General features: G+C 76.4%; 9 protein-coding genes. 8 read left to right on the forward strand and 1 reads right to left on the reverse strand.

The window, feature by feature from the left end:
- Positions 1-44 precede the first annotated feature (44 nt).
- From recC to PH190_RS16240, 5 genes are all read left to right on the forward strand, one after another.
- Positions 45-3,278, forward strand: coding sequence for an exodeoxyribonuclease V subunit gamma (recC, locus tag PH190_RS16220; RefSeq protein ID WP_274232570.1), 3,234 nt, complete (start codon positions 45-47; stop codon positions 3,276-3,278).
- Positions 3,275-6,652: a UvrD-helicase domain-containing protein gene (locus PH190_RS16225; protein WP_274232571.1), complete on the forward strand. Its 3,378-nt coding sequence runs from the start codon at positions 3,275-3,277 to the stop codon at positions 6,650-6,652. Before recC ends, PH190_RS16225 begins: the two co-directional genes overlap by 4 nt.
- Positions 6,649-8,490 (forward strand): exodeoxyribonuclease V subunit alpha, encoded by a 1,842-nt coding sequence (gene recD, locus PH190_RS16230; protein WP_274232572.1) that lies wholly within the window; start codon positions 6,649-6,651, stop codon positions 8,488-8,490. The genes PH190_RS16225 and recD overlap by 4 nt, the downstream gene beginning before the upstream one ends.
- Before the next feature lie 96 nt (positions 8,491-8,586).
- A complete protein-coding gene (locus tag PH190_RS16235; protein WP_274232573.1) occupies positions 8,587-9,927 on the forward strand; it encodes an SLC13 family permease in 1,341 nt (446 codons plus the stop codon).
- 27 nt (positions 9,928-9,954) lie between these two features.
- Positions 9,955-10,212: a hypothetical protein gene (locus PH190_RS16240; RefSeq protein WP_274232574.1), complete on the forward strand. Its 258-nt coding sequence runs from the start codon at positions 9,955-9,957 to the stop codon at positions 10,210-10,212.
- Between the two features lie 3 nt (positions 10,213-10,215).
- Here the strand turns inward: PH190_RS16240 and PH190_RS16245 are convergent, their stop codons facing one another.
- Positions 10,216-11,727, reverse strand: coding sequence for a carboxylesterase/lipase family protein (locus PH190_RS16245; RefSeq protein ID WP_274232575.1), 1,512 nt, complete (start codon positions 11,725-11,727; stop codon positions 10,216-10,218).
- A gap of 220 nt (positions 11,728-11,947) precedes the next feature.
- Between PH190_RS16245 and PH190_RS16250 the strand changes: the two genes are divergently transcribed.
- From PH190_RS16250 to PH190_RS16260, 3 genes are all read left to right on the forward strand, one after another.
- Complete coding sequence (locus tag PH190_RS16250) at positions 11,948-12,610, forward strand: hypothetical protein (protein ID WP_274232576.1); 663 nt, start codon at positions 11,948-11,950, stop codon at positions 12,608-12,610.
- A gap of 4 nt (positions 12,611-12,614) precedes the next feature.
- Positions 12,615-13,229 carry a hypothetical protein gene (locus PH190_RS16255; protein ID WP_274232577.1) on the forward strand — a complete coding sequence of 205 codons (615 nt, stop codon included), beginning with the start codon at positions 12,615-12,617 and terminating at the stop codon, positions 13,227-13,229.
- A 160-nt stretch (positions 13,230-13,389) separates the two neighbouring features.
- Complete coding sequence (locus PH190_RS16260; protein ID WP_274232578.1) at positions 13,390-14,985, forward strand: N-acetylmuramoyl-L-alanine amidase; 1,596 nt, start codon at positions 13,390-13,392, stop codon at positions 14,983-14,985.
- The last annotated feature ends 7 nt before the right edge of the window (positions 14,986-14,992 follow it).

The raw sequence follows: 14,992 nt of genomic DNA on the forward strand, positions 1-14,992 counted from the left end.
GGGTGATCGGGTGGGGATCGGGCGAGCCGGGGGGAGGTGCGGGCGTGCTCCACGTGCACCGCGCCGAGCGGGCAGACCGGCTGGTCGAGGCCCTCGCCGACGTGCTCGCCGACCCGCTGGACGACCCGATCGAGGCCGAGCTCGTCGCCGTGCCGACGCGGGGGATCGAGCGCTGGCTCGCGCAGCGGCTGTCGCACCGGTTGGGGGTCACCGGGGGCGACGACGGGGTGTGCGCCAACGTCGTCTTCCCGTCGCCCGCCGAGGTCGTGGCCCGGGTGCTCGGGGTCCCCGAGGACGACCCGTGGCGCCCGGAGCGGCTGGTGTGGCCGCTGCTGGAGACCATCGACGCGTGCGCCGACGAGCCCTGGTGCGCGCCGCTCGGGACGTTCCTGGGCATCGGCGACCCGACGGGCACGCGCAAGGGACGGCGGTTCGCCGCGGCCCGGCACCTCGCGCGCCTGTTCACCCGCTACGCCGACCACCGGCCCGCGCTCGTCCGGGCCTGGGCGCAGGGCGACGACGCGGGCACGCCGGAGGACCTGCGCTGGCAGCCCGAGCTGTGGCGGCGGCTGCGCCGTCGCCTGGGTGCGGCGAGCCCGGCGGAGACGGTCGCCGACGTCCCGGCGCCCACCGGCTTCCCCCGCCGGCTGAGCCTCTTCGGCGCCACGCGGCTCTCGGACACCGAGCTCACCGTCCTCGACGCCCTGGCCGTCGACCACGACGTGCACCTGTGGCTGCCGCACCCCTCGCCGGCGCTGTGGTCACGCCTCGCGGGCCGCACGGCCGAGCGGCGCGCCGACGACGCGAGCGCGCAGGCGGTGGCGCACCCGCTGCTCGCGAGCCTCGGGCGGGACGTCCGGGAGCTGCAGCTCCGTCTGTCCCGGCTCGAGCGCACCGACCACCACCACGCCGCCGAGCAGACGCCGACCACGCTGCTCGCCCGGCTCCAGGACGACCTGCGCCGCGACCGCGCCCCGTCCGGGCGCGACGCCGTCGACGACGGCAGCATCCGCATCCACCGCTGCCACGGCCCGGACCGGCAGGTGGAGGTGCTGCGCGAGACGATCCTCGGCCTGCTGCGCGCCGACCCGACGCTCGAGCCGCGCGACGTCATCGTCCTGTGCCCCGACATCGAGACGTTCGCGCCGCTGGTGACCGCCGGCTTCGGCCCCGGCGACGGCGAGGAGGCGTCGCACCCGGGTCACCGGCTGCGGGTGCGTCTCGCCGACCGCTCGCTGCGCGAGGTCAACCCGCTGTTCGGCACGCTCGCGACGCTGCTCGACCTCGCCGACGCCCGCGTCACCGCCTCGCAGCTGCTCGACCTCGCCGAGTCCGACCCGGTGCGCCGCCGCTTCCGCTTCGACGACGAGGACCTCCCGCGCCTGCGCGAGCTCGCCGAGCGCGCCGGGGTCCGCTGGGGGCTCGACGCGCCGCACCGCACGGCGTTCTCGCTGGCCCGGTTCCCGGAGAACACCTGGTCGCAGGGCCTCGACCGGCTGCTGGTCGGCGTGGCGATGTCCGCCGACGGCGGCGACTGGCTGGGCGACGCGCTGCCCCTGGACGAGGTCGACTCGGGCGACGTCGAGCGCGTCGGGCGCCTCGGCGAGCTGGTCGACCGGGTCGGCACGGTCGTCGAGGGCCTGCGCGGCGAGCAGCCGTTGACGGCGTGGATCGCGGCGCTGCGGCGGGGGCTCGACGGGCTGACGGCGACGGTGCCGGCCGACGCGTGGCAGCTCGCGCAGGCGCGGGCCGAGCTGACCGCGGTGCTCGAGAGCGCGCCGCACGACCCGGTGATGACGCTGCACGACGTCCGGGCCGTCCTCGCCGACCGCCTCGCCGGACGCCCCACGCGCGCCAACTTCCGCACCGGCACGCTCACCGTCGCGACGCTCATGCCGATGCGCTCGGTGCCCCACCGCGTGGTCTGCCTGCTCGGCATGGACGACCAGGTCTTCCCCCGCGAGACCCGCGCCGACGGCGACGACGTCCTCGCCCGCGACCCCCGGGTCGGCGAGCGCGACCCGGCCGCCGAGGACCGCCAGCTGCTCCTCGACGCGATCGTCGCCGCGACCGACCACCTCGTCGTCGTCCACTCCGGCGCCGACGAGCGCACGGGCGCCGACCGGCCGCCGGCGGTCCCGATCGGCGAGCTGCTCGACACCCTCGACGCGAGCTTCCGCTTCGGCGACGACCGGCTCGCCCGCGAGCACCTCACCCGGCGCAACCCGCTCCAGCCCTTCGCCGCCGACGACTTCGACGCCACCGACGGGAAGACCCCCTTCTCCTTCGACGGCGCCGCGCTCGCGGGCACGACGGCGTTGCTCGCGGAGCGGTCGGCGCTCGCCCCGTTCCTGCCCGGTCCGCTGCCCGCCCGCCCGCGGGAGGTGCTCGACCTCGAGGACCTGGCGCGCTTCGTCGAGCACCCCGTCAAGGCGTTCCTGCGCCAGCGGCTCGGGGTGCACGCGCGCGGCGAGGAGGAGGAGTCGAGCGAGGCGGTGCCCGTCGAGCCGGACGGCCTGGCGCGCTGGGCGATCGGCGAGCGCCTGCTGCGCGACCGGCTCGCCGGCCGTGACGTCGCCGCGTGCATCGCCGGCGAGCGCCGTCGCGGCGAGCTGCCCCCGGGCCCGCTCGGCGACCGCCTCGTGCGCGACGTCGGGCGCCAGGTCGAGCCGCTGACCGCGGCCGTCGCGGGCCTGCGCGACACCGCCGCCGTGGACGTCGACGTCACCACCGACACCCTCGTCGGCGCGGTCGGCGGGGTGCACGCGTCGACGCTGGTGACGGTCACGTTCTCCCGGCTCGCGCCCAGGCACCGCCTGCGGGCGTGGGTGAACCTCGTCGCGCTCACCGCCGCGCACCCGGACCGGCCGTGGCGCGCGGTCACCGTGGGGCGGGGATGGTCCGGGAAGCCGCCCTCGGTGTCGACGCTCGGCCCGCTCGAGCCCGAGGTCGCCCAGAAGATCCTCGCCGACCTGCTCGCGCTGCACGCCGACGGGATGGTCGAACCGCTGCCGCTGATGTGCCAGACCTCCGAGACGTACGCGCTCGCGCGCAGCACGAAGGGCGAGGTCGCGGCGATGAACAAGGCCCGCGACACGTGGACCAGCCGCTACGGCGGCGAGCAGTCCGACCCCGCCCACGTGCTGGTGTGGGGGCGCCGGCGGGCCCTCGACGACCTCGTCGGCGCCGCGAGCGGGGACGCGCCGAGCCGGTTCGCGGGCCTCGCGACGCGGCTGTGGACCCCGGTCCGCGAGGCCGAGGGATGGGGCGGGCGATGACGTCGACGCTCACCCGCTCCTTCGACGTCTGCGGCGACCTGCCCAGCGGCACGACGGTCCTCGAGGCCAGCGCCGGTACCGGCAAGACGTTCACCATCGCCGCGCTCGCGGCCCGCTACGTCGCCGAGGGCCACGCGACGCTGCCGCAGGTCATGCTCGTGACCTTCGGCCGCGAGGCCACCCGCGAGCTGCGCGAGCGCGTCCGCGAGCGGTTCGTGCGCACCGAGCGGGCGCTGGCCGACGCCCCGGCCGCGCGGGACCACGACGACCCGGTGATCCGGCTGCTCGCCGAGGCCGACGACGCGGAGGTCGCGCTCCGCCGGGCCCGGCTGACCGCGGCGCTCGCCGGCTTCGACGCGGCGACGATCGCGACGACCCACCAGTTCTGCCAGGACATGCTCACCGGGCTCGGGATCGTCGGCGACACCGATCCCGACGGCACGTTCGTCGAGCGGATCGACGACGTGGTCACCGAGGTCGTCGACGACTTCTACCTGCGCAAGTACGCGATCCCCGGCGCGCCCGCGCCCGATTTCGACCGCGCGACCGCCCTCGAGATCGGCCGCGCGGTCGTCGGCGACCCGGGTGCGCGCATCGAGCCGGCCCCCGACGCCCCGGACGCGGCCGGCGCGCGGGCGGCCTTCGCGACGGCGGTGCGCCGCGAGGTCGAGGCGCGCAAGCGGCGCCGGCGCCTGTTCACGTTCGACGACATGCTCACCCGCCTGCACCGCGCGCTCACCGACAGCCGGCTCGGCGAGGCGGCGTGCGCGCGCCTGCGCGACCGGTTCTCCGTGGTGCTCGTCGACGAGTTCCAGGACACCGACCCCATCCAGTGGGACATCCTGCGCGTCGCGTTCCACGGCCACAGCGCGCTGACCTTCATCGGCGACCCCAAGCAGGCGATCTACGGCTTCCGCGGCGCCGACGTCGTCAGCTACCTGCAGGCCGTCGAGTCGGCGGGCAGCCGCGAGGGGCTCGACACCAACTGGCGCAGCGACGCGCCCCTGGTCCGCGCGCTCGACCAGATCTTCGCCGAGGCCGCCCTGGGCGACGAGCGCATCGTCGTGCCCCCGGTCGCGTCCGCGCACCCGGGCCGGCGGCTCGTCGGCGCGCCGCGGCCGGCGCCGTTCCGCCTGCGCGTGCTGCCGCGGGCGGGGCTGCGCGCGCAGTGGTCGAGCGGGCTCCCGCTCGTCGCCCCGGTGCGCGAGAAGGTCGCCGCCGACCTGGCCGCGGACATCGCCGAGCTCGTCGCCGCCGACTCGCGCTGGGAGGAGCCCGGACGCGCGGACCCGAGCCTCGGCCCCGGCGACGTCGCGGTGCTCGTGCGCACCAACAAGCAGGCCGACCTGGTGCGCGAGGCGCTGACCGAGGCCGGCGTCCCGTCGGTCCTCGCGGGCGCCACCAGCGTGTTCGCCACCGAGAGCGCCGAGGAGTGGCTCGTGCTGCTCGAGGCCGTCGAGCAGCCCGGACGCCCGGCGCGCGTGCGGGCCGCGGCGCTGACCGTGTTCCTCGGGCACGCCGCCGCCGACCTCGACGCGCACGCCGACGTCGTCCTGCCCGAGGTGGGCGCGTCCCTGCGGCGCTGGGGCGCGGTGCTGCACGACCGCGGGGTCGCGGCGTTCCTCGAGGCCGTCGCGGCCGAGACCGGGCTGGCCGCACGGGTGCTCGCCCGTGTCGACGGCGAGCGGCGCATGACCGACATCCGGCACATCGGCCAGGTGCTGCACGCGGCGTCGGTCGAGTCCCGGCTGGGCGTCGTCGCGCTCGTCGAGTGGCTGCGGGCGCGCATGGCCGAGGCGGCCGCGGGCACCGGCGAGCTGCGGCCCGAGCGCAGCCGGCGCCTCGAGTCGGACGCGAGCGCGGTGCAGGTGCTCACGATCCACAAGTGCAAGGGCCTCGAGTACCCGGTGGTCTACGTGCCGTTCGGGTGGGACCGGTGGGTCGCCGACGACCCGACCGTCGTCACCCACCACGACGAGCACGGGAAGCGGGTGCGTGCCGTCGGCGGGGAGACCGACCCGGCCTGGCGCGAGCACGTCGCCACGGCCCGCGACGAGGACGACGGCGAGGATCTGCGCCTGCTCTACGTGGCGCTGACCCGCGCGCAGGGGCAGGTCGTGTGCTGGTGGGCGCCGTCGACGAACACCTCGGCCTCGGCGGTGCACCGCCTGCTCGTCGGCCGCCCCACGCCCCGGACCGGGCCCGACCGCGCCTACCCGGTGTGGGAGGACGAGCGCGTCCTCGCGCACCTCGAGACGCTGGCCGGCGAGGACATCGCCGTCGAGCGCGTCGAGCCCCGCAAGGCGCTGCCCTACGTCCCGCCGGCCGGGCGGGCACACCCGCTCGCGGCCGCCCTGTTCGACCGGGGCCTCGACCTCGCGTGGCGGCGCTCGTCGTACTCCTCGCTGACCGCGAACGCCCACGCCGGGCCAGCTCCGGTGGGCAGCGAGCCCGAGGAGCGCCGGCTCGCCGACGAGACCGAGCCGGAGGACGCGCCGGCCCGGGACGTCGACGACGTCGAGCCCCTCCCGTCGCCGATGGCCGACCTCCCCGTCGGCCCGGCCTTCGGCACGCTCGTGCACGCGGTGCTCGAGACCGTCGACACCGGCACCGGCGACCTCCACCGCGCGCTCGTCGCGGCCGCCGACGCCGAGCTGCGCCACCGCCCGCACGCGGAGGTCGACGCCGCCACGCTGGCCGACGCGCTGCTGCCGGTGATGCTCACGCCGCTGCCGGCCGGCGGGCCCGCGCGCCTCGCCGACGTCGCCCCGCGCGACCGGCTCGCCGAGCTCGACTTCGAGCTGCCGCTGGCCCGCGGCGACCGCGCGCGCCCGGACGCCGCGCCTGTCACGCTCGGCGCGGTGGCGGGCCTGCTGCGCCGCCACCTGCCCGCCGACGACCCGCTCGCCGGCTACCCCGACGTCCTCGACCACCCGCGAGCCCACGAGCTGGGCGCCCAGGTCCTGCGCGGCTACCTCACCGGCAGCATCGACGGCGTCCTGCGCGGACCCGACGGGCGCTTCGTCGTCGTCGACTACAAGACGAACTGGCTGGGTCCGGTGGGACCGACGGGCCGGGCGCCGCTGACCGTCGCGCACTACGGCCCGAGGTCCATGGCCGCGGCGATGATCGACGCGCACTACCCCCTGCAGGCGGTGCTCTACGCGGTCGCGCTGCACCGGTTCCTGCGCTGGCGGCTGCGCGGTTACGACCCGGAGGCGCACCTCGGCGGGGTGCTCTACCTGTTCCTGCGCGGCATGTGCGGGACGGACACGCCGGTCGTCGACGGCACGACGTGCGGGGTGTTCGCGTGGGACCCGCCGCCGGCGCTGGTCGTGGCGCTGTCCGGGCTGCTCGACGGGGGTGTGCGGTGACGGCGGTGATCCCCGAGCTGCTCGCCGAGGACGGCGTCCGGTTCGCGACCCGCGCCACCGGGCTGCTCGCCGCGTTCAACGAGCGCGGGGTGCTGGCCGCCACCGACGTGCACGTCGCGCGGCGCCTCGGGCGCCTGGGTGGTGAGGCCGACGAGCAGGTGCTGCTCGCCGCGGCGCTGGTCGTGCGCGCGCTGCGGTCCGGGTCGGTGTGCCTGGACCTCGCCGCGATCGACCGGACGGTGCTGGCCGAGGGCGACGAGGTCGTCGACACCTCCGACCTGCCCTGGCCCGACCCCGCCCCGTGGCTCGCGGCGTGCGCGGCGTCGCCGCTGGTCGGGGGCGACGACGAGGCGGCGACCGGGCGCCCGCTGCGCCTCGTCGACGGCCTGCTCTACCTCGACCGCTACTGGCGCCAGGAGCAGCAGGTCCGCGCCACGCTCGCCCGGCGCGCCGCGGCCCCGCCGCCCGCCGTCGACGCCGACCGGCTGCGCGCCGCGCTCGACCGGCTGTTCCCGGTCCTCGACGGCCAGCGCCGCGCGACCGCGGTCTGCACCCTGCGCTGGACCAGCGTGCTCGCGGGCGGCCCGGGCACCGGGAAGACGACCACCGTCGCCACGCTGCTCGCGGTCCTGCGCGACCAGGACCCGTCCCTGCGCATCGCGCTCGCCGCGCCCACCGGCAAGGCGGCGGCGCGGATGCAGGAGGCGCTGGCTGAGGTCGACCTGCCGCCGGCCGACCGGGCCCGCATCGCGGGGCTGCAGGCCTCGACGATCCACCGCCTGCTCGGGCCGATCCGCGGGTCCTCGCGCTTCCGCCACGACCGCCACCGGCACCTGCCCTTCGACGTGGTCGTCGTCGACGAGACCTCGATGGTGTCGCTGACGCTCATGGCCCGGCTGCTCGAGGCGGTCCGGCCCGACGCGCGCCTCGTGCTGGTCGGCGACCCCGATCAGCTCGCCTCCGTCGAGGCCGGCGCGGTGCTCGGTGACCTCGTCGCCGCGCCCGCCGACCCGGAGCCCGAGCTCGACCGCGCGCTGGAACAGGTCGGCGCGCCCGGCTCGCCGGTGCGGGGCGGGGTGACGGTGCTCGACCGCACCTGGCGCTTCCACGGCACGATCGCGCGGCTCGCGGCGGCGATCCGGTCGGGCGACGCCGACGACGCGGTCGCGGCATTGCGGGCCGGCGAGCACGACGTCGTGTTCGTCGAGGACGCCGACCTCACCGCCCGCGACCCGGGCGGGCTGCGGGAGCTGCGCGACGAGGTCGTCGGCAGCGCGGCGGAGACCGAGCTCGCGGCGCTCGACGGCGACGCCCCGCTCGCGCTCGCGCGCCTCGACGAGCACCGCCTGCTCTGCGCGCACCGCCGTGGGCCCTGGGGCGTGAGCCGGTGGGCGTCGGACGTCGAGCGCTGGCTCGTGGAGTCCGGGCCGGTCGCCGACCGCGACGAGGAGTGGTACCCCGGCCGCCCGCTGCTCGTGACCGCCAACGACCACGACCGCGGGATCTACAACGGCGACACCGGCGTCGTCATCGGGACGCCGCGGGGCCCGCGGGCGGCGTTCGCGCGCGGCGGCGCCCCGGTCGAGATCGCGCCGAGCCTGCTGGACGGCATCGCGACCGTCCACGCGATGACGGTGCACCGGGCCCAGGGCAGCCAGTTCGCGCGGGTGTCGGTGATCCTGCCGCCGGCCGAGTCGCCGCTGCTGACCCGCGAGCTGCTCTACACCGCGGTGACGCGGGCGCGGGTGCGCGTGCGGCTCGTCGGCACCGAGGAGGCCGTGCGCGCGGCGATCGCGCGGCCGATCGGCCGGGCGTCGGGGCTGCGCCGCCGCTTCTGAGCCCGGGACCTCAGGCGGATTTGACGTCCGCCCACCCGTATGGGCGAATTCCCCTCCCGGCGGGCGGTGCGGCCCGCGCGGCGGGGAGGTGCGTGGATGACGCCCGTGATCGTGTCGATCGTGGTCCTGGTGGCGATGTTCGTCATCGCGACCGTGCTGCCGGTGAACCTCGGGGCCCTCGGGTTCGTCGCGGCGGCCCTCGTCGGGGTGCTGGCGGCCGGGATGAGCCTCGACGACGTGCTCGCCGAGTTCCCGGGCGACCTGTTCCTCATCCTGGTCGGGCTGACCTACCTCTTCGCGGTCGCGCACCACAACGGCACCGTCGACCTGCTCGTGCGGTGGTCGATGCGGCTGGTGCGCGGCCACCTCGTCGCCGCGCCCTGGATCTTCTTCACGCTGTCCGCGGTGTTCTCGGCGATCGGGGCGCTGTTCGCGGTCGCGATCGTGGCGCCGCTGGCGATGCCCTTCGCCCGCCGCTACGGGGTGAGCCTGCTGCTCATGGGCATGATGGTGATCCACGGGTCGCTGGCGGGTGCGTTCTCGCCGATCAGTGTCTACGGCACCTTCGTCGCCGGCGTCGTCGGCCCCACAGGCATCCCGTTCAGCTCCACGACGCTCTTCCTCGCCCCCCTCGTGATCAACATCGTGATCGCGGCGGTCATCTTCGTCGTGCTCGGGGGCCGGTCGCTGGCCGGGACGAAGGTCGCGCACGGGGCGCCGGTGGGGGCGGGGCGGCCGTCGTCGGGGGGTGACGGGGCGCCGGTCACCACCGAGGACACCGGCTCCACCGACGCCACCGGGCGCACGGACGAGGAGGACGACGACGAGCAGGTCCGGGTCGGGCGCCCGCAGGTCCTCACGCTCATCGGCATCCTGGCGCTGGCGGTCGGCACGGTCGGCTTCGGCCTCGACGTGGGCGTGCTGTCGCTGGCGATCGCGGTGACGCTCGGGATCCTGTGCCCGGCGGGTCACGCGGAGGCGGCCAAGGGCATCGCGTGGTCGACCGTGCTGCTGGTCTGCGGCGTCCTCACCTACGTCGGCGTGCTGCAGGAGGCCGGCACGGTCGACGTCGTCGGGCAGGCGATCGTCGCGCTCGGCGTGCCGCTGCTCGCGGCGCTGCTGCTCTGCTACCTCGGCGGCGTGCTCTCGGCGTTCGCGTCGTCGGCGGGCATCCTCGGCGTCGCGATCCCGCTGGCCCTGCCCTTCCTGCAGCAGGGGGCGGTGAGCCCGATCGGGATGGTCGCCGCGCTGGCCGTGGCGAGCACGGTCGTCGACGTCAGCCCGTTCTCGACGAACGGCGCGCTCGTCCTCGCCTCCACCCCGGCCGACGTCGACCGGGACGCCTTCTACCGGCGCATGCTGGTCTACAGCGGGATCGTCGTGGCGACGGGTCCGCTGCTGGCCTGGGCCCTGCTCGTGCTGCCCGGCTGGCTATAGCGGCGCGCGACCGGGTAGCCCGACCCCATGACCGAGGAGGGCAAGACTCCGCAGGCCCGCAACCCCGCCGGCGATCCGGACCACGCGCCGGAGAAGCAGAGCGAGCTCAAGCTGAACGTCGGGATCGGCGTCATCGGCACGATCCTGTCGATCGGCGTGGCCCTGATCTTCTTCTTCCTCGAGCACAGCGTCGTCCTCGGGATCGTCTTCGTCGTCGTGGCGCTCGTGGCGGGCGCCATCACGCTGCGCGCCTTCCAGCGCAAGCGCAGCGCCCGGCCGAGCTGACGATCAGTCGTACCCGCGGAACCCCTCCCACGCGAGGCGGCGCTCGCGGCGGGGGTCGGACTCGACGCGGTCGACCCGGTCGAGGATCTTCGTCAGGCGGGTCTCGGGGTCGTAGGTCGGCCAGTGCGAGGCCGGGGTGCCGTGGCGGGCGAAGTGGATCCAGTCGGCCTGCACGCGCTCCTGCACCCCGCGCAGCGCCCGACGGCCGCCGAGCGCGGTCAGCCACCGGCCGGCTGTCGAGTCGGCCAGCCCGAACACGGCGTAGAGCTCCATGCCGTGGGTGGCGCGCACGCCCATGAGGTTCAGCACCGGCGTCGTGAGGTCGTAGCGGTAGGCCCACACCGGCCCGCGGTGGGCCTGCATGACGCGCACCGACGGGTACCAGAACATGTAGTCGCCGCCGAGGTCCCTGCGGTGCGGCGTCCCGGCGTAGGCGGCGAGCACCTGGTCGCGCAGCTCCGGCTGGGTCAGCGCGAACATGCGCTCCGCGCTGTCCTCGCTGACCAGCACGTCGAGACGCAGCCGGGGCAGCTCGAAGAGCCGGCCCTCGGTGTCGTTGGTGCCGATGATGAGGGGCACGTCGGCCGCGCGCCCGCCCTCGAAGGCGTCGAGCGGCGCCTCGGGCAGCAGGTCGCCGTCGACGACCGGTGCGGTCGGGATGGTGCCGGGCTGGTCGCCGAGCCGGTCGCGCAGCACCTGCGCGGCGCCGAGCAGCTGGTGCGAGGTAGCCGTGGTCAGGCCGGCGAGCGGGTCGTCGTCGGCCCCCAGCGCCGAGACGAACCCGGCCGCCCACGACCGGGCCCGCTCCTGCCCGAACACCATGCCGGGCGCGGAGCTCTCGGCGATCGCGCGGTGGAACAGGCCGCGGGCGGACGGGGTCGCCATCAGCGTCGTCACCGAGATCGCCCCGGCCGACTCGCCGAAGATCGTCACCTGGCCGGGGTCGCCGCCGAAGGCCGCGATGTTGTCGCGCACCCACTCCAGCGCGGCGATCTGGTCGCGCAGGCCGAGGTTGTCCTCGATCGGCCGCTCCGGCGTGCCGTAGGCGGAGAAGTCGAGGTAGCCGAGCGCCCCGAGGCGGTAGTTGACGCTGACGAAGACGCACTCGCCGCGGCGCACGAAGTCGTCGCCGCGGTAGGTGGGCGCCGACGACGCCCCGACGACGAACGCGCCGCCGTAGAACCAGACCATCACCGGGCGCGGCTCGTCGGACGGCGTCGTGGGCGCGCTGACGTTGAGGGTCAGGCTGTCCTCGCTCATCGGCGTCTGTTTGCCAGCGCCGATGAACTCGCCGATGCGCTCCTGGATCGGCACCGGGCCGAAGCGCGAGCCGTCGCGCACGCCCTCCCACGGCACCACCGGCTGCGGGGCGCGCAGCCGGAGCTCGCCGACGGGCGGTGCCGCGTACGGGACGCCACGCCAGGAGTGCACGCCGTGCGCGGTGACGCCGCGGACGAGCCCGCCGGTGGTCTTGACCTCGGGGCCCGGGGTCGTCACGTGGTGCCGTGAACGCATACCCCGAGTCTGTTCGACGGGCCCCGCCACCGCCCGCCGATGTGATCGACGAGCCCCGTCCCGGGCGTGTCGCGGTCTCCGGAGCGACCCCTCGACGACAGGACGAGTGGACGTGCTGACACGCTCGGCGGCAGATCGCGCCACTCTCGGTCACACAACCGATGGATATTCGCCCTATCGGCCCAGCGTGTCGCGTTGCGGGTGCCGAGGATCTGTCTCGATGGACGTACAGACGGACGCGGGGGTCGACGCCGCGCTGTGGGGCCTGGAGGCCGCCTTCGTGGCGCACCCGCCCCCGCGCACGCTCTCGGGCTGCCCCCACTGTCACGGAGAGGTGCGGGTCGCCGACGCCGACCCGCTCACGCTGGTGCTCGCCCTCGGCAACACCCTCGGCACCGGCGACGACCTGCGCGCGCTCACCCCGTGGCTCGTGCGCCGGGCGCTGACCGGCGACCGCGTCGACCTGCGCACCGTGCTCGAGCGCATCGCCGAGCACTGGGCGGACTGGACCGACCGCGAGCGCGACGCGGTGCGCGACGTCGTCGACGCCGTGTGGAGCGCGCTGCTCGACACGCACCCCGACGCCCCCGACAGCGCGACCGCCGTCGCGATGCTCGACAGCATCGCGGCGCTCGGGGAGCCGCCGGACCGGCTGCTCGCGATCTGGGAGTACAAGGAGATCGCGAGCGCCGACCACCACCTCGCCGAGCTCGTCGTCGACGCCTTCTACGGCGCGCGGGTCGACCCGCGGGTGATCACCTGGGCGCGCGCCGACGCGCAGCGCGCCCGCCTCGAGCGCGCCCGCGACCGGGACCGCGGGCGCCCCTGGGCCGGCACGATCACCGCCGCCTGCGACCTGGCGGGCGCGGGGGCGCCAGACTGATCGGGTGGCGAGCTCGCGCGGACTGCCCGACACCCTGGTCGACGAGCTGTGGCGTCGCGCGGTCGGCGGGATCGGCCCGTTCTCGGGCGCGCCGGCGGTGGCCGCGGACGCGCTGGCCGCGACCGACGACGACGTCGAGGCCGCCGTGCGCCGGGTGGTCGGCGCGCACGTCCGGCTCGCCGCCAGCTCCGGGCTGCTCACCAGCCTCGGCGGCGCCGCGACGCTCGTCGTGACCGCGCCGGCCGGCACCACGGGCCTCTACCTGCTCGGCACGCGCCTGTCGGCGGCGATCGCGCACCTGCGCGGCCGGGACCTCACCGACCCGGTCGTGCGCACCGCGGCGCTGGTCTGCGTGCTCGGGGCCGACGGCGTCGAGCTCGCCGAGCGCACCGGCCTCGACCTGGTCAACGCCTCGCTGCTGCACGGGCTGCGCGGGCTCCCGACCGAGGTGCGCGCGCAGCTCGACACGCGGATCGGCTTCCGGCTCACCTCGCGCTTCACCCGTCGGGGCGCGCTCAACGTCACCAAGCTCATCCCCGTCGTCGCCGGGCCCATCGGGGCGGGCGCGGACGCGATGGCCATGCGGACGGTGGCGACGTTCGCGCAGGCGCACCTCTAGGGGCGGCCGACCCGTTCGCACGCAGCGCGTTCACCCGGTCACGCGAAGTCACCCGACCGGGCGCCTTCTGCGCGTGGTGTGGTGGATGGTGCCCGTGTGGGGGTCATGGTGGGCCGCCGGCGATCATCGGGATCGTCGGGCGAGCGGAGGTGCGACGACCATGGCCGGGTCCGGGGGACCGCACGGGCACGGGACGGGCGGGGCGCGGCGGCGACGCGCGGCGCGGGCGCGCCTGGGCGCGGTCGCGCTGACGACGGCCGCCGTGCTGCTGCTGCCGGCCCCGGCCTCCGCGGCGCCGGGAGACCCGGCAGTCCCGCCCGCTCCCGCCGGTCAGGCCGTCGGCGCCGTGCCCGCCGTGCCCGCCGTCCCCATGGACGCCCCGACCGGGATCACCCAGCTCGACCCGGCGCACGCGGTCATGCCGCCGGCCGGGCTCCCGCCCGCGGCCCCGGTCGCGGCGGGCATCGCCCCGGTGGGCTTCACGCCGGGCGCCCGCGACGCCACGGGCGTGCGGGAGGTGCGCGGGGACCAGCCGCTGCGCCTCGTCGCCGTCACCTGGACCGGCGCGGCCCCGGACGCGGTCGCCCTGCGCACCACCGACGCGGCCGGGCAGTGGGGCACCTGGACCGACCTCGAGGCCCCCGGCGACGAGCGCGACGACGTCCCGGCCACGGCCGGCGGCACCGACCCGGTGTGGGTCGGCGACCGCACCGCCGTCGAGGTCCGGGCCCTGCGCGCGGGGCAGCCGGTGACCGACGAGGTCCAGGTCCTGCGCATCGACCCGGGCGTCGGCAGCAACGACGCGGCGATCGGGGCGCTGGGCGCGGCGCGGGGACCGGCCGCGCCGCGCTACGTGACCCGCGCGCAGTGGGGCGCCGACGAGTCGAAGGCCGCCCGCCCCGAGACCACGCCGACGATCCGCGCGGTGACGATCCACCACACCAGCGAGACGAACGACTACGGCCCGGACCAGTCGCCCGCGATCGTCCGCGCGATCTTCGCGTACCACACGCAGAAGCAGGGCTGGGGCGACATCGGCTACAACGCCCTCGTCGACAAGTACGGGACGATCTTCGAGGGTCGCGCCGGCGGGATGGACAAGGCCGTCGTCGGCGCGCACGCGGGCGGGTTCAACCGAGAGACCTGGGGCATCGCGATGATGGGCAACCACTCCACGCTGCCCCCGAACGCCGCGACGACGAACTCGCTCGCCGCGCTGGCGGCCTGGAAGCTCGGCGGGCTCTACCGCGACCCGGAGGAGCAGGTCCAGCTCACCTCGGCGGGCGGCGGCACGTCGCGGTTCCCCAAGGGCCAGACGACGACCGTGCCCGCGCTGTTCGCCCACCGCGACGTCGGCAACACCTCGTGCCCGGGCGACGTGGGCTACGCGCAGATGGGGCCGCTGCGGGCGAAGGTCAAGGCGCTGATCGACGGGTCGGCCACCGACGTCCGCGCTGCGTGGTCGGCGCAGCGGGCGGCGCTCGGGGAGCCGACGCGCGTCGAGTCGCCGACGGCCGACGGCACCGGGCGCTCCACGGACTTCGAGCACGGCACCGTCGTCTGGTCCCCGCGCACCGGTGCCTGGCCGCTGACCGGCGCCATCGCCGCGCACTGGCGCGCGGCCGGGGCCGAGGCCTCGCCGCTGGGCTACCCGACCGGCGCCGAGCGCGACGTGCCGGGCGGCCGCGCGCAGGACTTCCAGCACGGGGCGCTGACCTGGGAGCGGGCCACCGGAACGGTGCGCGGACCGGTCTGAGCACGGC

The sequence above is a fragment of the Actinomycetospora straminea genome, assembly GCF_028737255.1.
GTDB lineage: Bacteria > Actinomycetota > Actinomycetes > Mycobacteriales > Pseudonocardiaceae > Actinomycetospora > Actinomycetospora straminea.